The 24,022-nt window shown below is 40.2% G+C and carries 25 protein-coding genes; 13 read left to right on the top strand and 12 right to left on the bottom strand.

Annotated elements, in window-relative coordinates:
* Window positions 1–23: 23 nt before the first annotated feature.
* The gene (locus WG954_RS07755) at window positions 24–791 is read right to left on the bottom strand and encodes a LuxR C-terminal-related transcriptional regulator (RefSeq protein WP_340435202.1); all 768 of its coding nucleotides are present in this window, start codon (window positions 789–791) and stop codon (window positions 24–26) included.
* A 317-nt stretch (window positions 792–1,108) separates the two neighbouring features.
* Between WG954_RS07755 and WG954_RS07750 the strand changes: the two genes are divergently transcribed.
* From WG954_RS07750 to WG954_RS07725, 6 genes are all read left to right on the top strand, one after another.
* A complete protein-coding gene (locus WG954_RS07750) occupies window positions 1,109–2,476 on the top strand; it encodes a vanadium-dependent haloperoxidase (RefSeq protein WP_340435200.1) in 1,368 nt (455 codons plus the stop codon).
* A 255-nt stretch (window positions 2,477–2,731) separates the two neighbouring features.
* Entirely contained in the window at window positions 2,732–3,313 is a 582-nt protein-coding gene (locus WG954_RS07745) for a fasciclin domain-containing protein (protein ID WP_340435198.1), read from the top strand.
* A gap of 249 nt (window positions 3,314–3,562) precedes the next feature.
* Window positions 3,563–4,222, top strand: coding sequence for a DUF4331 family protein (locus WG954_RS07740; RefSeq protein WP_340435196.1), 660 nt, complete (start codon window positions 3,563–3,565; stop codon window positions 4,220–4,222).
* Window positions 4,223–4,256: 34 nt separating this feature from the next.
* Window positions 4,257–4,778 carry a DUF4331 family protein gene (locus tag WG954_RS07735; protein WP_340435194.1) on the top strand — a complete coding sequence of 174 codons (522 nt, stop codon included), beginning with the start codon at window positions 4,257–4,259 and terminating at the stop codon, window positions 4,776–4,778.
* An 89-nt stretch (window positions 4,779–4,867) separates the two neighbouring features.
* Window positions 4,868–6,169, top strand: coding sequence for a tetratricopeptide repeat protein (locus WG954_RS07730; RefSeq protein ID WP_340435192.1), 1,302 nt, complete (start codon window positions 4,868–4,870; stop codon window positions 6,167–6,169).
* Window positions 6,170–6,185: 16 nt separating this feature from the next.
* Entirely contained in the window at window positions 6,186–8,399 is a 2,214-nt protein-coding gene (locus WG954_RS07725; protein ID WP_340435189.1) for a TonB-dependent receptor, read from the top strand.
* 13 nt (window positions 8,400–8,412) lie between these two features.
* On the opposite strand, the gene WG954_RS07720 is transcribed toward WG954_RS07725, so the two are convergent.
* On the bottom strand, window positions 8,413–8,916 hold the full coding sequence (locus WG954_RS07720; protein WP_340435187.1) for an RDD family protein: 504 nt from the start codon (window positions 8,914–8,916) through the stop codon (window positions 8,413–8,415).
* 145 nt (window positions 8,917–9,061) lie between these two features.
* On the opposite strand from WG954_RS07720, the gene WG954_RS07715 reads away from it, so the two are divergent.
* From WG954_RS07715 to WG954_RS07695, 5 genes are all read left to right on the top strand, one after another.
* Window positions 9,062–10,033, top strand: a complete 972-nt coding sequence (locus tag WG954_RS07715) for a c-type cytochrome (RefSeq protein ID WP_340435185.1) — start codon at window positions 9,062–9,064, stop codon at window positions 10,031–10,033.
* Window positions 10,034–10,140: 107 nt separating this feature from the next.
* The gene (locus WG954_RS07710) at window positions 10,141–10,911 is read left to right on the top strand and encodes an exodeoxyribonuclease III (protein ID WP_340435183.1); all 771 of its coding nucleotides are present in this window, start codon (window positions 10,141–10,143) and stop codon (window positions 10,909–10,911) included.
* A 1-nt stretch (window position 10,912) separates the two neighbouring features.
* Window positions 10,913–11,218, top strand: a complete 306-nt coding sequence (locus WG954_RS07705; protein WP_340435181.1) for a DUF4286 family protein — start codon at window positions 10,913–10,915, stop codon at window positions 11,216–11,218.
* Window positions 11,219–11,488: 270 nt separating this feature from the next.
* On the top strand, window positions 11,489–11,758 hold the full coding sequence (locus WG954_RS07700; protein WP_340435179.1) for an HU family DNA-binding protein: 270 nt from the start codon (window positions 11,489–11,491) through the stop codon (window positions 11,756–11,758).
* A gap of 108 nt (window positions 11,759–11,866) precedes the next feature.
* Entirely contained in the window at window positions 11,867–11,986 is a 120-nt protein-coding gene (locus WG954_RS07695) for a 30S ribosomal protein THX (protein WP_129131719.1), read from the top strand.
* A 157-nt stretch (window positions 11,987–12,143) separates the two neighbouring features.
* Here the strand turns inward: WG954_RS07695 and pdxH are convergent, their stop codons facing one another.
* From pdxH to serC, 8 genes are all read right to left on the bottom strand, one after another.
* On the bottom strand, window positions 12,144–12,785 hold the full coding sequence (pdxH, locus tag WG954_RS07690) for a pyridoxamine 5'-phosphate oxidase (protein WP_340435177.1): 642 nt from the start codon (window positions 12,783–12,785) through the stop codon (window positions 12,144–12,146).
* A 59-nt stretch (window positions 12,786–12,844) separates the two neighbouring features.
* On the bottom strand, window positions 12,845–13,855 hold the full coding sequence (locus WG954_RS07685; protein WP_340435175.1) for a hypothetical protein: 1,011 nt from the start codon (window positions 13,853–13,855) through the stop codon (window positions 12,845–12,847).
* A 121-nt stretch (window positions 13,856–13,976) separates the two neighbouring features.
* The gene (gene pyrH, locus WG954_RS07680) at window positions 13,977–14,693 is read right to left on the bottom strand and encodes a UMP kinase (RefSeq protein WP_340435173.1); all 717 of its coding nucleotides are present in this window, start codon (window positions 14,691–14,693) and stop codon (window positions 13,977–13,979) included.
* An 86-nt stretch (window positions 14,694–14,779) separates the two neighbouring features.
* On the bottom strand, window positions 14,780–15,145 hold the full coding sequence (locus tag WG954_RS07675; RefSeq protein ID WP_340435171.1) for a hypothetical protein: 366 nt from the start codon (window positions 15,143–15,145) through the stop codon (window positions 14,780–14,782).
* 24 nt (window positions 15,146–15,169) lie between these two features.
* A complete protein-coding gene (locus tag WG954_RS07670) occupies window positions 15,170–16,960 on the bottom strand; it encodes an AMP-dependent synthetase/ligase (RefSeq protein WP_340435169.1) in 1,791 nt (596 codons plus the stop codon).
* Window positions 16,961–17,083: 123 nt separating this feature from the next.
* Window positions 17,084–18,106 carry a tetratricopeptide repeat protein gene (locus tag WG954_RS07665; protein WP_340435165.1) on the bottom strand — a complete coding sequence of 341 codons (1,023 nt, stop codon included), beginning with the start codon at window positions 18,104–18,106 and terminating at the stop codon, window positions 17,084–17,086.
* A 102-nt stretch (window positions 18,107–18,208) separates the two neighbouring features.
* On the bottom strand, window positions 18,209–19,450 hold the full coding sequence (locus WG954_RS07660) for a DUF1015 domain-containing protein (RefSeq protein ID WP_340435163.1): 1,242 nt from the start codon (window positions 19,448–19,450) through the stop codon (window positions 18,209–18,211).
* A gap of 76 nt (window positions 19,451–19,526) precedes the next feature.
* Window positions 19,527–20,600, bottom strand: coding sequence for a 3-phosphoserine/phosphohydroxythreonine transaminase (serC, locus tag WG954_RS07655; protein ID WP_340435161.1), 1,074 nt, complete (start codon window positions 20,598–20,600; stop codon window positions 19,527–19,529).
* Between the two features lie 90 nt (window positions 20,601–20,690).
* Between serC and WG954_RS07650 the strand changes: the two genes are divergently transcribed.
* Together WG954_RS07650 and WG954_RS07645 are read left to right on the top strand one after the other, a co-directional pair.
* Window positions 20,691–20,984 (top strand): RNA polymerase alpha subunit C-terminal domain-containing protein, encoded by a 294-nt coding sequence (locus tag WG954_RS07650; protein WP_340435159.1) that lies wholly within the window; start codon window positions 20,691–20,693, stop codon window positions 20,982–20,984.
* Between the two features lie 101 nt (window positions 20,985–21,085).
* The gene (locus WG954_RS07645; protein ID WP_340435157.1) at window positions 21,086–21,937 is read left to right on the top strand and encodes a DUF6089 family protein; all 852 of its coding nucleotides are present in this window, start codon (window positions 21,086–21,088) and stop codon (window positions 21,935–21,937) included.
* A 114-nt stretch (window positions 21,938–22,051) separates the two neighbouring features.
* Here the strand turns inward: WG954_RS07645 and WG954_RS07640 are convergent, their stop codons facing one another.
* Complete coding sequence (locus tag WG954_RS07640) at window positions 22,052–22,996, bottom strand: SPFH domain-containing protein (RefSeq protein WP_340435154.1); 945 nt, start codon at window positions 22,994–22,996, stop codon at window positions 22,052–22,054.
* A gap of 310 nt (window positions 22,997–23,306) precedes the next feature.
* Window positions 23,307–24,020 carry a lycopene cyclase domain-containing protein gene (locus WG954_RS07635; protein WP_340435152.1) on the bottom strand — a complete coding sequence of 238 codons (714 nt, stop codon included), beginning with the start codon at window positions 24,018–24,020 and terminating at the stop codon, window positions 23,307–23,309.
* Window positions 24,021–24,022: the final 2 nt, after the last annotated feature.

Below are 24,022 nucleotides of genomic sequence, written 5' to 3'. Positions count from 1 at the left end.
CTCACTTTTCAAGTGAGGGTTTTTCATATCCAACCACTTCTGATTGCCTTTCCGATCAACTCACCTGTATTATTCAAATGCTTTTTGTGAAGCATATTTTTCCGATGTGTATCCACTGTTTGCTTACTGATCTTCAGTAACCCGCTGATCTCCTTACTTGGTCTCCCTTCGATCAATAATTTTAACACCTGTTTTTCACGCTTCGTAAACTCTTCTTTACTTTCAACAAATTTATTATTTGAAATAACATCTAAATAAGACGGCTCGCCATCTATACCAATAAATGATAAGACAGGGTGTCCTTCCAGTTTCAGATAGGTGATATCACTATGTACACTAAGAGTTCTCAAGAACTTTCCGGAAGCATCATGCTCGAGCAAAATGCCCTGGTAAAGTATTCTTGCAAACTCACCATTCCTTTTTTTGAAGCGTATATCATATCTCACTTTATATTTTGTGATTTTATCTACCGGGAGTTGTGAAAAGAAATCAACAATACATGCTCCAATCGCTAAAAACCACGAGCGATCATCGGGATGAAGTTTGTCGTTCATAAATGGAATATCAAATTCAGAAGGCAGATAACCCATCACCGTTTCTACTTCGTTACTTACAAACTCAAACTGCAACGTGTGATGATTGATAATAAAATAATACGAATCGCCTATCAGAAAAAAATTCCAAAGCTTTTTATACAGATCGAGTTCAAATTTCAACTGACTGGGTGATGAATCATTACCAAGCCACTTGAATATCCTGTTAAACTCTTGATCAAAAGGCTCCTGTTTCATAAGTAACTTTTTGAAGTATGATTGAAACGAGTCGGGTTATCCTTTTCTTTCACAGCGTATTGGAGGTGATCAGGGGGAATGGAGTAAACAGGTGTAAAAGACAAAACTACCTATAAATCGGTATTTTTTATAGCTTTTATCAACACTACATTTATGTGCTGTTAACGATAAAACTTTACTTACTTCCCTGCCAATCTGCAATCCCTTTCCTTTATGCTGAAGTAACTTTCACGAGCTGCTTTCTAAAACTGCTTAACTGGATTTTATACCCGTAATCCTGAAGAAACTCATTCGTCATCACCATTAAACTTAAATCTATGAGCAAAAAACTTCAAGGGGCCTTTTTTCTGTTCTTGTTTCTTTCCTTCGCAAATTTCTCCTGCCAGAAAGAAGTAAGTGAAGATCTCACACAAGAAAACAATGCTGCAATAGCAAACAAGGCCGGCGTGAACGGACATCTGCAGCAAGCCAAAACATTCTCTTCTGATGTAATTATCCGTTGGCTAAACATGCAACTGGATATGTTTCGACTTCCACTGCCGGCAGGTACAGGCACACAGTCTACTGATCGGGCCATGGCTTACAGCGGTATTGCAGCGTATGAAGCAGTCGTAAATGGCATGCCCGCTTATCAATCGCTCGAACATCAACTCACTGATTTTCCGGCAATGCCAAAAACAGAACCCGGCAAAGCTTATCATTGGGCAGCAAGTGCCAATGCTGCATTGGCTGAAATGAGCCGCAGGCTTTTCCCCACTACAGCAGCAGCCAACAAAACTGCGATGAATAATCTTGAAAGCAGTTTGCAGGCCAGTTACGCTGCAGAAGTAAATGATGCAACACTTCAACGTTCCATTGCATTTGGAAAAGAAGTGGCAACAAGAATTTTTGCATGGGCAGCAACTGATGGTTCAGCAAATGTAAACCCGCCATATGTACCACCTGTTGGTGTTGGACTTTGGGTGCCTACATCACCAACACCCGCCGTAAATCCTTATGCATATCAACGCAGGCTGCTTGTGCCGGGTTCAGCAAACGGCACTGCTCTTACGCCGTTGCCGACCTTTTCAACAGACCCCACTTCTGCTTACTACGCAATGGTGAAGGAGGTGTATGATATTTCTCTTACATTAACAAATGAGCAAAAAGCATCGGCAGATTATTTTAAAGATAATCCCGGCTATGGCGCCGGCGGAACTTATGTGGCTGCATTTGTTCAGGCACTTAACATTGCACAATTTAAACTGGATATGGCAGCTCTTGCCTATGCCAAGGTTGGTTTAGGTCAGCATGATGCTACGATTGTACTGTTTGTGAATAAATATATCTTCAATGTTATGCGCCCGATAACATATATAAGGTCATACATCAATCCTGTGTGGAATACATATATTCCAACTCCTAATCATCCCGAGTTTCCTTCGGGTCATGCTACAATAACAGGTGGCGCATTAACCATGATGAGTAATGTGTTTGGAGAAAAATTTCCCATTACACTGCACACCTACGATTATCTTAATTATCCACCACGCAGTTACAGCTCATTTACCCAAATGGGTTTAGATATTGCCAACAGCAGGATATATGGCGGTTTACACTATCGACTTACCTGCGAAAGAAGCATCGTACAGGGCACCAAAGTGTCGCAGAATATTTTGAGCACAATAAAATTTTTGAAAGAGTAAAGAAATGTTTTGCATCTTTTCTGCTCATGTCCACTTTGTTTAAACAGCAGCAAGGAAAAGCCCTGAATAAATGTACAATTAAACAAGCCTCCGATCTGTCGGGGGCTTTTTCTGTAAAAAATGTTTTGTTCTAAAATCCATAATTACTGCATCTCCGTATCTGTACTTGAACCTGAAGAAACAAAGCAGTATTAACCAACAACTACACATCAGGCAACCCCGTATATCAATCATCAATTTATAAACTTAAGAAAAATGAAAAAAGTAAAATTGTTAGCCTTGTCAATTGCAGCAGTTATTGCTGTTGGTACACTAAACGCACAAACCTCAACATCTAAAAAGATGAATGAAAAAACAGTAGAAGTAGGTGGTGCACCAATGTATCCATCAAAAAACATTGTTGAAAATGCAGTTAATTCAAAAGATCATACAACACTGGTTGCGGCTGTAAAAGCAGGAGGTCTTGTTGAAACATTAATGAGTGCTGGCCCGTTTACCGTATTCGCTCCTACAAATGCAGCCTTTGAAAAATTACCTGCAGGTACAGTTGAAACATTGGTGAAGCCTGAAAACAAAGCAACACTTACAGCAGTGCTTACGTATCATGTTGTAGCCGGCCGTTTAGATGCAAAAGAAATTGCACGCCTTATTAAAGAAGGTAATGGCAAAGCTGAGTTAACAACCGTGCAAGGTGGTAAGTTATGGTTATGGATGAAAGACAAAACACTCTGGATCAAAGATGAGAAAGGTGGAATGGCTTCCGTAACAATCAAAGATGTTTATCAAAGTAATGGCGTTATCCATGTTATCGACGCCGTTGTTTTGCCGAAAGGCTAAATATGTAGTCCTGGTTTTGGTTTATAAGCGGATGGTTTCCACCATCCGCTTTCTTTTTTATATAAACACTAAATAATTTTTTCGCCCGGTTCTATATATGCAAACAAAGCATTAAAATATTTTCTCTGTTTTAAAATCCAATTCACATCAGTTTAACGTAAGTCTATCATATCTGTACCAACTCATCTCCCTGAGTAATGTGAATACAAATCATCAATCAAAAAATTTTTAATCAAAAAAAATCAAACAATGAAAAAGAGAAAAGTTTTACTGACTGTTCTTGCAGCAGCAGTAGCTGTAACCGGGGGCATTATTTATGCTGCGGATCACCTCGATGCACCTGCTGTATCTAACCAGACAACTGACATCACTGATGTGTATGTTTTCCAGGGTGAAAACACAAACAATCTTGTATTTGTTGCAAACACACAAGGTTTACTATCACCTTCAGCCACCGGCGCTGCAAAATTTGATGAGAAAACTCTCATAGAATTTAATATTGATAACACTGGTGATAATGTTGAAGATCTCGTTATTCAAGCTGTTGTGATGAACAACAAGATGAGAATTTATGGCCCTTACAAGCCAGCTTCTACTGGTTCAAAAAGCATTATCAGTCCAAGTGCATTTAGTGTGCAGGCAAGTGTTACTCCGTATGGACAGACAGCTATCATTGGCGAAGAAAATGGCATTAAAGTTTTTGCCGGCCCACGTGATGATCCATTCTTCTTTGATCTGAATCAATTCAAAAAAGTAGTTGGTGGTATGGCTGCTGGCTTTAACAATCCCGGTACCGATGCTTTCAAAGGCACGAACGTATTGAGTATTGTTGTTGAAGTTCCTAAATCAAAATTAGGAGGAAGCGGCACCATCAACGTTTGGGCTGAATCAAAAAAAGCGATCAACTAAGCAAACCAAATTTTAAAAACAAAATTATAATCAGATGAAACTCAAAATAGGTTTATACACAGTTCTTGCCGGCACAATGTTCTTTGTTGCCTGTAAGAAAGAAAATGCTCCTGCTACACAACAGGTTTACGAAATTCAGGATCAAATGGCCCGCCCTGCAATTAACACCGTATTCAATGCGCCTGCTGATAAAGATGCTTTTAATATAACAGCTCCATCAGCAATGAATGCCGCTTTCTTCGCAAAGTTCAAAGCAAATTTCCTGGCATTAAATCCGGGTTACACAACAAATGCATTAGGTCAAAATGTTGATCAGTTGATTGGCCTGCTGGTAACGGATGTATTGAATGTTGCTACAAATAAAAAGACAACATTCTTTGATGGCACAAATGTTTTAACAGGCCGTGCATTGGGTGATGATGTAATTGATGTGGAACTGTTACTGTTATTCGGTGGTCCTGATGGCAGTGCAAATCCTGGTCTTACAAGTGATAAGGTAAATGCAAACGATAAAGCATTCCTCACTTCATTCCCCTATTTGGCTACACCTCATTAATTATAGGCGAACCAAGAGAAACAAGTAAAGGCGAAGGTGAAAGCCTTCGCCTTTTTTAAACCACTACCGTAAACTACAAACCATCTTTTATGTATAAGTCTTTTATCATTCTTTGTTGCACCGTTCTGATGGCAGCCTGTTCAAAAAACGGCAAGCCTGTTGTGCAGGAAGAAAAGATCATGGCATTGCTCGAACAAACAACATCTGCAAAAGCGTTGGAAACAATTGCAGCTGATATGAAGTTCTGGAATGATCGTCTTGCAATAACAGCTGATGATATGAGCAGCCAGATCAAACTGGCATCATTGTACAATCAACGTTTTCAATACAGCGGCCAGATAAGTGACATACATAAAAGTGATAGTTTATATCATGTAGCTAACCGATTGCAAAAGCGTTTTTCATCAGGCATTTATCGTTCATTGGCATCTAACTGTGTTACCCAGCATCAGTTTATACAAGCCGAACGCTATCTTGATACCGCTGCAACAATGGGTGATGATATGTATTTGACCCGTTTGCAACAGTTTGATGTAAAACTTGAACTGGGCAATTACAACCGGGCAGAAGCAATTCTCAACGCCTTCCGCCACAAAAATAATTTTGACTATTACACCCGAGCTTCAAAACTCGAAGATCATAAAGGCAACAGCGAAGCAAGTATCAGCTTTATGGAAAAAGCATATGCCGATATAAAGGAATCGAAGAAAGATCAATTGCTGCCTTGGGTTAAAACAAACCTGGCCGATATGTATGGCCATAACAACCGTATCAGTGAATCATATCAACTGTATACTGAGGTGGTGAAAGATCATCCCGATTATTATCATGCATGGAAAGGCATTGCATGGATCGCATATTCACATGATAAGAATACAGAGTTTGCCAAAAAAATATTGCTTTGGTTGCAGGAGCAGCATCCTGTTCCTGATTACGATCTGATGCTGAGTGAGATCGCTGCATTTGAACAAAACAACCAGGCAAAGAATCAATACCTCGCTTCATTTGTTGACAAAGTGAGTAACCCAGCCTACGGCGACATGTACAACAAATATCTTTTTACAATTATGAGCGATGAATTGAATAATCAATCATCAGCTATGTCTATTGCACAAAAAGAGATCAGTAACCGACCTACTCCACAATCGTATGAATTGTTTGCATGGTCGTTGTATAAGAACGGACAACTCGATGAAGCTGTGAAAATTGCAGAGAGCCGTATCATCAACAAAACATTTGAACCCGATGCCCTTTATCATATAGGATTACTGCTGAAAAAAAGCGGCAAGCCAAAACTGGCAAAACAATACCTGGCAGAAGCATTGGAAAGCAGCTTTGAGTTAGGTCCTGTAACTGCTAATGAAATAAAAGCGGAATTAAAAACGCTTTAACCATCAACTAACTGTTATGAAAGCAATTCTATTTCTTTCCATTTTTACATTTCATGTATTTGTACTTGCCGCACAAACTAATTACAGCAGCCGAATTATTGATGCTGTTACAAACGAACCTGTTGAAGGTGCAGTGGTACAAAGCAAAACCAAGCTAACAACTGCAGCAAGAGATGGTCGCTTCAGCATTGCATTGGAAAATGGTGAAACAATCGTTATCGTTTCTGCAATTGGCTATGCCACACAAGAGATCAATACATCAAACAACAGTACTGTATTATTAGCACGTGCTGCTTTCAACCTGAAAGAGGTAGTGATCGCTGCGGGCAATGCCAATAAAGTGTATTCAACCATCAGCAAGATTGATCTGAATCAACGGCCTGTAAACTCAGCACAGGAATTTTTACGCTATGTGCCCGGATTGTTTATTGCACAACACCAGGGTGGTGGTAAAGCGGAGCAAATATTTTTACGTGGCTTTGATGTTGATCATGGAACAGATGTAAGAATCACTGTTGATGGCATGCCCGTGAATATGCCTTCGCATGCACACGGGCAAGGCTATGCCGATCTGCATTTTGTAATTCCTGAACTCGTAAAAACGATCGACTATGGTAAAGGAAGTTATTATGCAGAGCAAGGCAACTTCAATACTGCCGGTTATGTTGAACTGCAAACAGCTAATCGTCTTTCGCAAAACACTGTGCAAACAGAAGTTGGGTCATTTAACAGTTACAGAGCTTTAGCAATGGTAAACCTGTTGCCTGCATCCAATCAAAAACAAAGTGCTTACATCGCTTCTGAATATATTTATTCTGATGGGGCATTTGAAAGTCCGCAGAACTTTAACCGTTTTAATATCTGGGGAAAGTATAATGCACAGTTGAATGAACGCAACAAATTATTTGTGCAAGCCAATGTATTCAACAGTCGCTGGGATGCATCCGGACAAATTCCTGAACGTGCAGTGAAAGATGGAACTATCTCACGTTTCGGTGCTATCGATAATACCGAAGGTGGTTACACCGGCCGTATCAACATCAGCACAAAACTGCAGCAACGTTTACGCAACGATGATCTGCTGGAGCATCAGTTGTTTTATTCCCGTTACCATTTCAATCTTATTTCAAACTTTACTTTTTTCCTGAACGATCCTGTAAATGGAGATCAGATCAGGCAACAGGAAGCAAGAGACATTTATGGATGGCAATCAAACTGGCAATCGAAAAAATACAAAGGCAAAACTACTTTCACCAGCAGTATCGGCAGCGGAGTAAGAGTTGATGCTACAGACAATTCTGAACTTTCACGCACAAAAAATAAAACAGAAATTCTCGATGCTGTTGCATTGGGAAATGTAAGAGAAGCAAATGCATGGCTGTATGCCGATGAAAAAATTGAACAAGGCAACTGGCTGTTAAACCTTGGGGCAAGACTTGATTATTTTCACTTTGATTACAGCGATAAGTTAAACCCGTCTTTAGCATCACAACAAAAAGCAATTGTAAGTCCTAAGCTGAATATTTTCTACACAGTAAACAAATCATTGCAGCTATACCTGAAGAACGGCAAAGGCTTCCATAGCAATGATACACGTGTGGTGTTGCCGCAAACAGGTAAACGTGTTTTACCGGCATCTTACGGTTCTGATCTTGGTTTTATCTGGAAACCATTCAAGAGCTTACTCATTAATGCCGCAGCCTGGCATTTGTTTCTTGAACAGGAGTTTGTGTATGTGGGCGATGAAGGTATTGTTGAGCCGGGCGGTAAAACAAGAAGATATGGTGCAGATGTTTCTGTTCGCTGGCAACCGTTGAAAGCTTTAACAGCCGATGCCAATATTAATCTTGCGCATGCAAGAAGTGTTGAAGATGCAAAAGGTGAAAACTATATTCCGCTTGCACCAACTGTTACAAGTACCGGTGGAATCAATTACCAGTACAACAGCTGGAATGCAAGTTTACGCTATCGTTACCTTGCGAACCGTGCTGCTAATGAAGACTACAGTATTACAGCAAAAGGATATTTTGTAACTGATGCTTCGCTCAGTTATGCGTTCAGTAAGTTTGAGCTGGCAACAGTTGTTGAGAATTTATTCAACACCCAATGGAATGAAGCGCAGTTTGCAACTGAATCAAGATTAAGAAATGAAACCGATCCCGTTACAGAGTTACATTACACACCGGGCAATCCGTTCTTTATAAAACTGAAGCTGGCATTTCATTTTTAATACCATTCAACTTTTATCTTGTTTTCACCACTTTTGTTTTTGTCCATGTATCATGCCAGGGAAAACCGGCTAAGGCACTCAATACTTCAAAGGGAACAATACGGCAAAGTGAACGCATCAACGCATCTTTAAATTTTAGTTCGGCATCATCGTCTCGTATGGCTCTTGTGCCTGTTATTAATTTACCGAGTGTGTAACCCCTGAAAAGTTTTTCGCATAGCGTATAATAAAAGAGATAGTTACAAATGCCGATAAAATAACTCACGACCCAGAAAACAAAACCACGTTCTCCCGATGCCAGTTCAAATAATATTTCGGGAGAGACTATCTGCAGAAGAAGGCCCACTGCAGCGCCAGTAAGATAGCTTACAGCAAAACGCATAACTAAATTATCGATCAACCAATTAAAAAAACGTTGAACTGCGCTTGCATAATTATAGTTCAATGTTGCAATATCTGATAACACAGATGATTGGGCTGTGTTTTCCTCAGAGGCATATTTCAGATCATTCTCCATGTTGATCGTTTATACAATAATACCTGTTTTTTAAAAGTGCCGGTAGTGGCCACCACCTTTTTGTCTGCCCCTTGCATTATTTTAAAATTGTTTTTATCTTTTGTGCTTTCTTAGATTGTTCAATCATCACCCAAAACCAACCATCATGTTTAAAAAAATCCTTAAATGGACAGGGCTTATCCTTTTATTCATCATTGCAGGAGTTACAGTTATCGTACTACTCAACCAAAACAAAAAGTACGACGCTCCTTATCCCAACATTAAAGCAACAACCGACAGCGCTGTTCTTGCAAGAGGTAAATATCTTGTGTACGGACCTGCACATTGCGCCGATTGCCACGCTAAAAAGGGCACAGAAGAACTGGTGAATAAAGGCGAAGAAGTTGACTTACCGGGCGGTTATGATTTTGCTTTACCAATAGGTCATATCTATTCCAGAAATATCACTCCTGATAAAGAAACCGGTATTGGCAATATTTCTGATGAGGCAATTGCACGTTCTCTCCGTTATGGTGTAGGTCATGATGGAAGAGCTTTATTCGACTTTATGCCTTTTCATGATATGAGTGATGCTGATCTTGCTGCTGTTATTTCATATATCCGTACAATAAAACCAGTGAACAACAAAGTACCTGAAAATAAAATGAATCTGTTAGGCATGGTCATTAAAGCGTTTGTTTTAAAACCTGTTGGCCCAACTGCTACTCCTCCTAAAGAAGTAAAAGCAGATACAACTGTTGAATATGGAAGATACCTTGCTGTTAGTGTTGCAAATTGTAACGGTTGTCATACTGATCGGGATCTGATGACGGGTGCTTTTATTGGCGAACCTTTTGCAGGCGGTTTTAAAATGGAATCTGTTATTGATCCTAAAAACTACGAATGCCAAAGTCCAAATCTTACACCACATAAAGGAACAGGACGTATTTATGGCTGGAGTGAGGAGATGTTCCGCACCCGTATACGTCAGGGAAAACTCAACAAACACAGTCCCATGGCATGGGGACCTTTCAGTCGCATGAGTGATATGGAGATCAAAGCCATCTATAAATTCCTGCAAACGGTAAAACCGGTTGACAAAAAAATAGAACAGACTTTTTATAAGCGAAAAGCATAGTTATTATTCTTATTTCTTGATAAAAAGGCATTTCAAAAAAAGGAATGCCTTTCTTTTTATATCGAGTATTACTTGCCTTTCTTACTTTCGCCAAAGAATAAATTATCATGCGTATTATTTCTTATAACGTAAACGGTATTCGTGCTGCCATTAAAAAAGGTTTTATCGATTGGCTGAAAACAGATCCAGCTGACATTATTTGTGTACAGGAAACAAAAGCGCAGAAAGAAGATGTTGACTATACCTTATTCAATGACCTTGGCTACCACGATTATTGGTTCAGTGCACAAAAGAAAGGTTACAGTGGTGTGGCGGTGTTCACTAAAATAAAACCCGATGCTGTTGAAACTGGCAATGGACATGGGCCTAGTGATGACGAAGGCCGTGTGATACAATTACAGTTTGGAGATATTCGTCTCATCAATACTTATTTCCCCAGCGGCACAAGTGGTGATGTTCGCCAGGAATTTAAATATCAGTGGCTCGATGAATATTATACATGGTTGAACGAGCTAAAGAAGAAACATCCTAAACTTATTCTTTGCGGCGATTATAACATTGCACACAAGGAAATAGATATTCATGATCCCAAAGGCAACAAAAATTCAAGTGGATTTTTACCAGCCGAACGTGAATGGATGACAAAGTTTTATGAGAATGGATGGGTTGATACGTTTCGTGAATTTCATCCAGAACCTCACCGCTATAGTTGGTGGAGCCAACGTTTCCCCAGTGTACGTTTGCAGAACAAAGGATGGCGTATTGATTACATTAGTGTAACAGAACCATTAAAAGCTAATTTAAAGGATGCAGAAATTTATCCTGATGTAAAACACAGCGATCATTGTCCTGTTTATCTTGAATTGAAAATAAAATAACATGATCGTATATAATGTTACCTCAAAACTTGATTGGAGCATTCATGATGCATGGGTGAAATGGATGCTCGAAGAACATATTCCTGAAGTGATAGCCACAGGTTATTTCAAAAGCGGGCAATTATTGAAACTGCTTGACATTGATGAAGAAGACGGACCAACTTATACTGCTCAATATTTTGCTGAAACAAAACAACAGCAGGAAGAATATGTGCAGCACCATGCAGGAGCACTTCGTCAAAAAGTATTTGATAAATGGGGCAATCGTATCATTGCATTCCGTAGTATTATGGAAGTTGTGCAGTAATTGTGCAAAAACTCAACTCCTGATTTTTCTTTATCCACACGCTGAAAGCCTTAACTGACAAGGCTTTCAGAACAACATCTCTGAAACCCTTGTCTGTCAATAGTTTCAGGGCAATGTGATTATTTGCATACATCTGTTAGATTTTTTAACTACTGCGGAATCCTTTCCCCGTGCGGATTTGAGCGATTTCTTACACCTTTCGAAACACGTAAAAAAATTTTGTTGGAAAGCAAAACCCTCTATATTTGCTCCACTTAAAAAATTCTCACTATGAACAAAGCTGAATTAGTTGCAAAACTTTCCGAAGATGCAGAAATTTCAAAGACACAGGCAAATGCTGTATTGGATTCTTTCGTAGAAGCTGTTACCAAAACATTGAAAGGTGGCGGTAAAGTAACATTGGTTGGTTTCGGTACTTTCTCTGTTACAAAGCGTGCAGCACGTACTGGCCGTAACCCACAAACTGGTGCAACCATCAAAATCAAAGCGAAAAAAGTAGCTAAGTTTAAAGCTGGTAAAGAATTAGCTGCAAAACTCTAATGCTTGACCTTACTGGAAAAGCAAGAAACTGATCGTTTCTTGCTTTTTTCATTTTAACGGGCAACTATTGCTCCATCATCATTACTTTTACAATTCAAATAAATTACTATGGGCAGAGGTGATAAAAAAACAGCAAAAGGGAAACGCTTTAAAGGTTCATTTGGCAAGAGCCGTCCGGCTAAAGTAGCTGTTGTAAAAAAAGCTGCGAAGAAGGCTGAAACAAAATAAGCTTCCGCTATAAGCGAAAATTCCTGAAGCAGGTTGTTACGTAAGTGATCGCCTGCTTTTTTTATGTTCGTTCTTAATTTAATTACAGCAAATATTAATGAGTGAGGATTTTTTCACATCCTACATCAGCCATCGTAAATCATAAATCCCATCTTGCTTAAGGCGCTAACCGTTCGATCTTCCAGTTATTGTTCTCCTGCAACGTATATTGAATACGATCGTGCAATCGGCTGCTTCTTCCTTGCCAGAATTCAATGATCACAGGTTTTACCCTATAACCTCCCCAATGAGATGGACGTGTTAATTTTTCTGTGCTGAATTTTACTTCCAGCTCTTTCACTTTATTCTCCAGCCAGCTCCTGTTTTCAATAACATGACTTTGTGGCGATGCCCATGCACCAATTTGTGAACCAGTTGGGCGTGATAAAAAATATTCATCATTTTCTTGTGTACTCACTTTTTCAACCAACCCTGTTATGCGTACCTGGCGCTCCAGCTCTTTCCAGAAGAACAGTAAACTTGCTCTTGGGTTTTCGGCCAACTCCTGGCCCTTGGCACTTTCATAGTTGGTGTAAAACACAAACCCTTTTTCATCATATCCTTTCAGTAAAACAATTCGTGCCGATGGAACTCCTTCCAGCGATGCAGTTGCAAGCGTCATCGCATTTACTTCATCAATTTCGGATTCTATGGCCTGTTGCCACCAATCAGCAAATTGCTGGAAAGGATTTTCAGTTACTTCAGTTTCGCTCAATGTTTTTAAGGAATAATCACGACGGATGTCTGCAATGGACGACATAAAACAATTGTTTTAGTGAAGTGCCAAATCTAATGAAGGAAAAAATACCAACCGCTGATTTACTGATTTTGTCCGGCAGAAATTCTTGCCAGCATTGCTTCAATTTCTGAAAGACGGGAGAGTTGCGATTCCAGTTTCTTATTATGATCCGATACCTGCTGCAGATCTTTGTTCAACTCTTCAAGGAAATCGTTGCGTTTACTTAATTGCTGGCGCTGCAGATTTGATTCTTTTAACTTGCTTTCCATTTCAATCACATGCTGGGATAGACGTGAATTTTCTTCCACCAGCTCACGCTGTTTGATGCGCATATCATTTAACTCAACCGATAACATGTGATTGGCTTCTTCCAATTCATCGTTGTGCAGTGAATGTGTTTGGGGCGATGTTAATTGCTGCTCCACTTTCAACAACTTCGACTGAATTTCATTGAACTCATCGTAAGCTGTTTCTAAACGGTTCTTCATTTCCTGTGTAAGCACCGTTTGCTGGCGGATGTTATTCAGTTCGCTTTCCTTCTCTGTGAGTGAGCGACGTAATAATTGTAATTGTTCGGTGAGGTATTGATTCTGTTGTAGCGTATCCTGGTGCTTCTGTTCTACTTTCTCCAGCAGATCAACCTGGTTCAACAGTTTGGAAATATTCTGGTTGTGTTGCAATAAATGATCCTGTGCCGATTTAAGTTGAGCAAGATATTCAGCCGGGCTTACCTCAGTTGCAATAACAGAAGTGGAAGATTCAACGATCACCTGTTGTGGCGGACGTTGCTTTAATTCTTTTATCAGTTCTTTCAGTTCTTCAATTTCATCAATCAATAGTTGTTCATTCTCTCTTGCCTGCAAGAGATCTTTGCTGAGATGTTCGCCTGATTCTTTCTGTTGCTCCAGCACATTGTAATATTTCATGCGCCAGTCGTGTGCCTCTTTTTCAAATTTTTCTACATCAATATCCTGGTCGAACTGGCTGCCATTGCGTATGTTCCAGAAGTAATGGATCACAAAGCCAAGCACTAATGCACCGATCTGGAACATCACAATTTCAAAAACAGAGATCTGGATAGCAAGTAACATGAGTGGTTGTTTTAGGTACAGCAGGGAAATTATTACACAGGAAAGTTAACAGCATTAAGAGAAGGGAGCTACTGCCCGTTGCATAATTTTATCCCCAAAACCTTTCCTTTTGTGAAAACCGCTAAGCTTTACTTACAATAGTTCCAACATTTTCGCCTGTAACAACACGCTTCAGGTTGTTTGGCTTGTTCATATCAAATACAATGATGGGAAGATTATTTTCCATGCAGAGTGTGAAAGCTGTCATATCCATCACCCGCAGGTTTTTACTGAGACATTCCTGGAATGTGATGGTTTCATATTTTGTAGCAGTAGGATCTTTTTCCGGATCGGCTGTGTAAATGCCATCTACCCTTGTGCCTTTCAGAATTACGTCGGCATTAATTTCAATCGCACGGAGTGAACCTGCAGTATCGGTTGTGAAATAGGGATTACCTGTACCTGCACCAAAGATCACCACACGTCCTTTCTCCAAATGACGAATAGCACGACGACGGATATATGGTTCAGCGATCTGTTCCATCTTGATGGCACTTTGCAATCGTGTGTACACACCTGCTTTTTCCAAACCAGCCTGAAGCGCCATGCCGTTGATCACTGTTGCCAGCATACCCATATAATCGCCATGGGCACGTTCAATACCTGTTTCAGCTTCGTTCATTCCCCTGTAAATATTTCCGCCGCCAATCACGATGGCTACCTGCACACCCAGTGCGGTAATGCTTTTGATACTTTGGGCATATTGGGAGATCACCGTTGAATCCATCCCGAAATTTTTATCGCCCATTAATGACTCGCCGGAAAGTTTGAGGAGAATGCGTTTGTATTTTGGAAGCATGCTGCGAAGATAAAAGATTTGCAGCGACGGGAAAAAATGAATGCAATTTTGGTGACAAAACTGGGTATGCGATAAACTCTAAAAAACTATTTCGCTTTAGATTCAGTTGATACAATCTTAATAACAGGATTCATGATATGTTTAGAAGGACCGCTTCTCGCTTGAACTTCTTCTCCTTGCTCTTTCATATACTCTTCAGCCCCCTTATGCACTGTTATTACTCCGGAAACCTCTATTAACTTCCCATGTAGACTATCAATCATGTTAAAAGGAACTGGAACGATATATCCATTTAAATAAAAGCCATCTTTATCTCCCATTGTTTTATCAAACCGAATTACAAAACTTGCACTGTCAGCGGCAGTGTTTTGCTCGGTCCTCGCTGTAGAATTTCCACATCCGATACTTAACAAGGAAAACATAATGGCGGGAATGATTAAGCGGCATTGCATATTTCAGTTCATTGAAACTAATCCCTACAAATAAATCCTCTCAATCGCATCTCTATACTTCTCCATGATCACTTTGCGTTTCAACTTCAGTGTTGGAGTAAGTTCGCCACCATCAACCGTCCATTCATTGGCACAGAGTTCAAATTTTTTGATCTGTTCTACATGGTTGAAATCTTTATTGAATTCTTCTACAATGTTCTTGAACAATTCCAGCACAGCCGGGTTGCGGATAAGATCATGCACCGTTCCATAGCTGATGTTGTTTTGTGCTGCCCATACTTTCAAATTTTCAAACGAAGGGACGATTAATGCACCTGCAAATTTCCGCTCAGGACCAACAACGATCATCTGCTCAATAAACTTGCTTTCCTTCATTTTGTTTTCAATAGGCTGAGGTGCCACGTATTTACCACCGCTTGTTTTAAAGATCTCTTTCTTGCGATCGGTGATCTTTAAGAATTTACCTTCCTGCAATACGCCAATATCACCGGTATGGAAATAACCATCTTTATCAATTACTTCAGCTGTAAGATCGGGGCGTTTGTAATAACCCATCATTACATTATCACCTTTGCAACAGATCTCACCATCTTCTTCCAGTTTCACTTCCACTCCTTTAATCACCGGGCCCACAGTTCCAAACCGTCTTCCGGATTCATTGAAACGGTTTACTGCAATTACAGGTGATGTTTCAGTTAAACCATAACCTTCCATGATCACCATTTTACCGGAAGTGAACACACGCAGCAAACGAACCTGGCAGGCCGCAGCACCTGTTACAATAGCTTTTACTTTTCCTCCCAATCCTTCCCGCCATTTTTTAAAGATGAGTTTATTGGCAATCGCCAATTGCAGGTTGTACAGGAATCCGTGGTTTGTTCCCACTTCATACCTGCTGCCTACATCAACCGCCCAGAAAAATAATTTTTTCTTGAGACCGGTTAATTCCTGTCCACGCCCCATAATGCGTTCGTACACTTTCTCAAGCAATCTCGGAACAGTTGTAAACAAGGCCGGCTGTACTTCTTTCAGGTTATCACCGATCTTTTCTAAACTTTCTGCATACCACACCGAAACTCCATTGAAGAGATAGATATAAGTAACCATGCGTTCGAAAATATGATTGAGCGGAAGAAAACTCAATGCCTTATCACCCGCATTACAAAACTCAGCAAACACTTCTGTGCTTGAAATAACATTACTCAATATGTTTTTATGACTCAGCATTACACCTTTTGGTGTGCCGGTAGTGCCCGATGTGTAAATGATGGTCGCCAAGTCTTCATAACGGATACTGCCTGCAGCGATCGCCAGTTTTTTCAAATCCTCTTCGCCTGCTTTACTCATGATCTCTTTCCAATGCAGTGAAGGTTGAATATAATCGAAGGTGAAAACAGCTTTAATACTCGGCACTTTATCACGAACGCTCTGTACTTTATGATAAAGCTCCGCATCACTCACAAATACCAGTTTCACTTCGGCATCATTCAATACAAATTCCAGTTCATTTGCAGCCAATGTTGGATAGATGGGTACCAGTACCGCACCGGTTTTCTGCACAGCCAGGTCGAGCAACATCCACTCGGGCCGGTTGTTACTGATGATTGCGATCTTATCCCGTTTCTCTACACTCATATCATTCCCGGAAATACCAAGATGGAGTAAACCGGCTGCCAGTCTGTCGACCAATTCTTTTACTTCTGCTGTACTGTATTTACGCCAGATGCCGCCTTCTTCTTTGGCAGCAAACATAGCTTCCTGTGGAAATCTGGCTAACTGTACATCAATACAATCAAATAATCTTGTGGGATTCATATAGCATGCAATTAAGTGTACGAAATATAAACAGGCAACACCTGTTTTTGGTTGAAGTAAGTTAAGCAGATTTAAGCAATACACATATAAAAAATCCTCCGTTGTGTGGAGGATTTTTATTAATTAATTTATGCTTTTATAATATTGCCCTGCCGGCACTTTAAAGAGTTTTGATTTCTGGAAACGGGTAAACTCGTTGTATTGTTCGGTGTTGAGTTTTGTCCAGCTTTCGTATCTGGCTAAGTCGCCTGCTGCTTCAAATATCCATTGGTTGTATGCTTCAAACATACCTTCCTGCAACAATTGCTTCTGGTGTTCAAACAAACGGAAAGGAAATTTTGCTGCATGATCTTTATTCCAATCGAGCAAAAAACGTGTACGCAGCATGGTTAGCGTTTCAGTAGTAATGCCACTGTTGATCACGCTGCTGTTCTGATTCATGACAGCAGTAAAAGCTTTTGTAAATTCACTTTCCTTCTCCGGCTTGGTTGATTTTGTTTTTGGATCAACCACAAAAAACTTCTTGTAACTATCAAGCAAAAGATTTTTCACTTCGGCTGTGCGGCTCGTATAACTTTCCATGTTCACGAATATTTCACCGTATACCAATGCCCACACTTTATCGGTTGTGAAATAATAATAACGTGCTGCAAAATAATAGTTGCCTGCATAAGCGGGATCGTTCTTAATGCCAAGCTCCCATTGCTCAATGCTGGTAAAGTTTTCATTCATCATCCATAATAACTCACCATACTCTGCATACAACGGGCCGCTATTCGGATATTTCTTCAAGGCCTTCTTGTACATCTTCTCAGCATCTTTCCGTTCAGCCAATGCTTTGTAAATATTACCGGCTATCTGGTAAGTGGGCACATCAGCATCTTCACGCTCCACCAAAGGTTTTACAGTTTCTCTTGCTTTAGCAAAATCACGTTGATAGTAGTAAGTAAGCGCAAGATCCTTTTGAATCGAAATATTTTGTGGTTCTTTTGCTAATGCCTTGTTCAAAACAAGTACAGCATTGTTCCAATCGCCACCACGCATGAATTGTTTGGCCGTTTCATGGAGTTGAGAAGCATCAGGATCCTGGGCGAAAGATGCAAGACCAATCAATACAAATAAAAGTGAGTTCAGAAGTTTTTTCATGTGTTCTTTTTACCTATATCTGGTTGCCAAATAGCGTACCAGCTTCAAAAATAAATCAAAAGAGGCGATTGTTTGAATCGCCTCCCTGATATTCGGTTTTTATTATGATTCGTTGTAAATAAGGTGTGTGAGCAGTCCGTCCCTCAACTTTGGTTCAAACCAGGTGCTCTTTGGGGGCATCACATTGCCGCTATCGGCAATATCGAATAACTGATCCATGGTAACGGGGTAAAGACTGAAAGCAACTTTCATTTCACCACTGTCAACACGTTTCTGTAATTCACCTACACCTCGGATACCGCCAACAAAATCGATACGTTTGTCGGTGCGTTGGTCTTTAATGCCAAGATGTTTATCTAAAATATTGTCTGAAAGAATAGTTACATCAAGCACTCCAATAGGATCCGTTTTATACGTTCCTTCTTTGGCTGTGAGCTGATACCACTTCCCATCAATATACATTCCGAATGTATGCAGTTGTGAAGGCTTCACTGCTTCTGCACCTACAAGCTTTACCTCAAAATCTGCTTTGATTTTTTCAATGAGCTCTTCAGCAGATAAACCATTGAGATCTTTCACCACACGGTTATAATCGAGGATCTGTAATTCACTTGCAGGAAACAATGTGGTTAAGAAGTAATCGCTTTCTACTGTTGCTGCATCCCACAATGCTGCACGCACTTTTGCTGCTGATGCTGCACGGTGATGACCATCGGCAATATAAGTTTGCGGCACTTGTTGCTCAAAAATTCCGCTGATGGTTTTTATAGCGGCATCATCATTCACTACCCAAATAGTATGTTGAATATCATCATCAGCAGTGAAATCGTAAATAGGACTTTTATCTTCCTGCCATTTGGCAATAAGATCATTCAACTCCTGCACATCACGATATGCTAAGAAAACATTACCTGTTTGTGCACCGCTGATCTTGATATGATTGATACGATCGTTCTCTTTTTCAGGACGGGTGAACTCGTGTTTCTTGATCACATTATTTTCATAATCCACCACTGCACTGCCACACACCAAACCAGTTTGGCTGCGACCATTCATGATCAAACGATAAATGTAATAGCAGGGTTTGCTTTCACGAAACAACACATCACGTTGCATAAAAGCAGCGAGATTATCTTTTGCTTTGAGATATACTTCCGGAGCATAATGATCTGTTTCTTCAGGAAGATCGATCTCCGGTTTGGTGATATGTAAAAATGAATAAGGATTGCCTTGCGCTTCTTCCTTTGCCTCTTTACTGTTGAGCACATCGTAAGGACGTGCTGCCACCTGTTTAGCGAACTGGGCCTGCGGACGCAGCGCCTTGAACGGAACTATTATTGCCATAGATTTTTATACTTACTAACCGGCTGCAAAGAAACGGATTTTTTAGGTGGTTAACGGATAAATCCGCCACCTGTACTTACCCGTTCTTCTTCGCAAACTCATTTAACAAACTCAACATTGCTTCAACACTGCTCATGGTAAGTGCATTGTACAGACTAATGCGGAAACCTCCCACACTGCGATGTCCTTTCACTCCATACATGCCGTTTTCTTTACATAATTGCATGAAAACTGCTTCTTTTTGTGGATCATCCATCGTAAACACCACATTCATCTTGCTTCTGTCTTCTTTTGCAATCGGCAACTTAATAAAAGGAATTGCTTCCAATGCATTGTACAACACCTCTGCCTTTTTGTTATTCAGCGATTCAATTCCAGTTACTCCACCCTGTGCTTTTAACCAACGGAGTGTGAGCATGGCTACATACACAGCAAATACAGGCGGTGTATTGAGCATACTGCCTTCCTTGATATGATTGCGGTAATCGAGAATGGTTGGTATGGTTCGGTTAACCTTACCAAGAATGTTTTTATTGACGATCACAAGATTTACACCTGCCGCACCCATATTCTTTTGTGCGCCGGCATAAATAAGATCGAATTTATTGAAATCGAGTGCACGGCTCAAAATGTCACTACTCATATCAGCCACAATAGGAACTCCACAATCGTAAGGCATCTGGTGCCATTGTGTTCCGGCAATGGTTTCGTTAGTAGTGATATGAAGGTATGCCGCAGTAGCAGGTACTGCCAGATCATGCGGCATGGTTGTGTAGTTCGTGTCTTTTGATGAACCAACAATTTCAACATGACCAAATAATCTTGCTTCTTTAATGGCTTTGCCTGCCCAGGTTCCTGTTTCAGTGTAAGCAGCCACATCCTGTTCATTAAGCAAATTCATAGGCACCTGCATAAACTGGGTGGTAGCTCCGCCATGCAGGAAGAGCACTTCATGATCATCATCCAGTTGCATTAATTCTTTTACCAGCGAACGGGCTTCATTCATCACATCTTCAAACAAAGCGGTGCGGTGACCAATTTCAAGAATGGATAAGCCACTGTTATTAAAATTCAGGATGGCTTCACTTGCTTGCTGAAAAACTTCTTTTGGTAACACAGAAGGACCTGCGTTGAAATTATGCATCATCATGGCTGCGAAATTAATTGATTTGAAAGGAACAGCTGTTAGGGTTGAGAACCTTTGTTCCTTTTTTATCTTTATAATGAAACACATCATGTCATGCCCCCAGCAAAAGGAACGCTTCGCACCTGTAAAAAAGGTCATCAGTATTACAAAAGCAGTGATTGTCCCGTTTGCCCTATTTGTGCTGCTGAAGAAAAACCTACAGAAGGATTTCTTTCAGTAATTGGTGCGCCTGCAAGAAGAGCCTTGCAAGGTCAGGGCATCAATACCATTAAACAATTGGCAAAGTGGAGCAAGAAAGACCTGTTGAAACTGCATGGTTTTGGTCCATCTGCTATTCCAAAGCTGCTTGCTGAATTAGAGAAGAATGGTCTTTCTTTTAAAGATTAGCCTTAGCCACAGCTTTCATCGTTTAACTCTTATACTTTCCGTCTCTTTTTTGCGTTTTTGTTCAGGATGTTATCTTTAGGCCTCAATCCAATGATCGATTTATGAAAAAACTCATCTTTCTGTTTTGCTTTTCTCCATTCGTATTGTGTGCACAAGATTTTCACTTATCCTTCCGGGGCGGTTTAGCCAATTACCAGGGCGATCTGCAACAGAAACGGTTTACGTTCAGTCAATCAAAGTTTGTAGGAAGTATTGGTGCCCGTTATGATCTTACAGAACATTTGCTTGCACGTACACATCTCAGTTTTGGTATGCTGCGTGCAGCTGATGCAAAAAGTAAAAGCGCAGGACATCAAAGCCGTAACCTTAGTTTTCAAACCAACTTGTTTGAATGGGAATTGGGTGCTCAATACAATATTTTCAATCTGAATTATAAATGGTGGACACCTTATGTGTTTGCAGGTGGTGCGTTGTATCGCATTAAACCATTTACTGCTGATAATAACGGAACAAAAGTTTTCCTGCAACCCTTGAGTACAGAAGGGCAAGGTTTTCTTCCGGGAAAGAAAGCATATAAATCAACTCAGTTCTCTATTCCATTTGGTATCGGTGCTGAATATTTGTTGACTGAAGATTTACGTGTTGGTTTAGAACTTGGCTATCGCAAAACATTTACCGATTATATTGATGATGTAAGTACAAGTTATGTTGATCAAGCAACTTTATTAGCTGCAAGGGGACAAACAGCAGTTGATCTGGCTTATCGTGGCAATGGCACTTATCCTGCAGGTGGTAGTTTACGTGGCAGCGAAAAAAATAAAGATGCTTATTACTTTGTGCAACTTACTGTTACATGGCGACCGTTTGTTGATTGGTACAAACGCACTTCAGGTATTGCATCGTTTAAGAAAGATAAAAAAGTAGGTTGCCCGGGAGTAAGGCAGAAAGGATGACAACAGCTGATGAAATGAATTCAATTGATGATATTAATCAGAACATGAAACAAAAATGCGGAGCTAATCACTCCGCATTTTTTATACCTATTTGCTTTTCTGCTTGTTTACTTTTTACTCTTTCCCATCTTTTGGTAACTGAATTAAAAATCCGCTGTTGCCACCTGCTACTGTTGTTGGCACTTGTCCGCTCCACTTTTGTACTTTGATATAATCAATGTAGAGTGATGTTAACGATAACTGTTCTCTCTTAATGGCTTCTGCACGACCGGCAGCCTGGATAACTGCTTGTGCTGAATCACCTCTTGCCTCTGCAATTTTTCTTTCTGCTTCTGCTACAGCAACCTGTCTTCTGTTTTCTGCAACTTGTACTTCCTGGATAGCTCTTGTTTTTGCAACGATCGATTCAGATATTTCTGCAGGCGGAACAATGTTGGTACGCAGCTGTGATACATTGAACCACTTTGCCACACGTTTATTACATTCCTTTACAATATCCGATTCGAATTCTTCACGATGATTGAAAATAGAATCAACTGTGTAACGGTTCGCCACATCATTCACCGAACCAACAATTGCATTCTTCAACCAACCTTGCTCCATTTCATTTACTCCCACACGCAGGTTCTGAAACATATCAGCAACGTTACCTGCGTTGATGGAATAGTTGAAGGACGGTTTGATGGTAGCACGGAAACCACCTTTGGTTACAATGTCGGCTGCTTCGTAATCGATGTGTTGCTGATGAATCGGGAATTCATAGATACGGGAGATCCATGAATTGTAAAACACCCAACCTGTTACATACTCGGTACGACCAACACCACGGTTATCGCCCACGTTACTTACTTTAATACCTACATGTCCTGCATCAATACGTTCAACATTAATAGGATTGATAGCAACAGTAACAAATGCAATCAGCAGTACAGCGGCCAAACGAACAACCGATGCTGCTTTGAAACGACCCTCGTCATTTACATAAGTAGATTTTTTGAGGATGCCGAAAAACAACCCTGCAACTAAGACAGCGGTGATAAACACAATTAAGGAGATCATATATTACTATTTGGTTTTAAGAAAACGGTAGAGTGAGACCATATGGGCAATAAGAAACACAAGCATAGTCATGCAAAGTGCAATGAACAGGAAAAACCTGATCCAGCCTCCCGACAGATCAAAGTCGAGCACATAAAACAAAATGAGAAGAGAAGCTAAGATGTGTAAGAGTAAAGCTAAAACCCGAAATGCGGAGTTGTTCATGTTGACTGTGTATACACAGTAATTTTATACATCAAAATTACAATGTTCTATGAAATGCAGAAGAGTTGAACGTGAAAATATTTTAGCAACAATACTGCAAATCCAGTTATACAGCTTTACTACGCAGCCGTTCAAACAACGACACGTTCATTAAGATTAGCAACATGCCGTAAAAAATATCTTCGAACGGAATATTGTTCATTGGCCAGGGAAGAAACGAAAAAATGCGGAAGCCGAGATTCTCGGCATCGTTATACAACACCACCGGAATACCGGTGAGCAAACCATTCACGATCAGGAACGGGATCACTACTACTAAATATGAAATAAGAAATGCAGAAGCGTTGAATCCTCTGAACCATTTCTGAAAAAGAAACAGCAATGCAATAAACGATGCATTAAAAAGAGAAGTGTAAAACGTGTATGCTTTACCGTAACTGAATACTGCGGCAATCAAAAAGAAAACTCCCATCACTAGTAACACTGCTCTTCCCCATTTTTTTTGTTTTACTGAAGGGAAATAACAGACAATACATTCATAAATAAACACACAGCAATAAGGAACAACAAAAAAGAATAACACTTCTTCTACTGGCAGAGAAAGTAATTTAGCGCCGGTGATATGTTCTTCGCTGAAACTCCATACGCCTGCTCTTGTCTTCAATTCATCCCACACTAAAAAAAATAAAGCCGGCAACAACATTGCCGGAAAAAGATATTTCCATTTTTTATAGTAAGCTACTTTTTTATCGAAGCTTAGCAACAGTGGTCCTGCCAGTGAAGCGCCAAGAATCAAAAAGTAAGTGTAGTGAGCGTTCAATT

Source organism: Lacibacter sp. H375 (assembly GCF_037892425.1).
Classification (GTDB): domain Bacteria; phylum Bacteroidota; class Bacteroidia; order Chitinophagales; family Chitinophagaceae; genus Lacibacter.
Note: the sequence above shows the minus strand (reverse complement) of the source record. Positions and strands in the feature narration are given on the sequence as shown.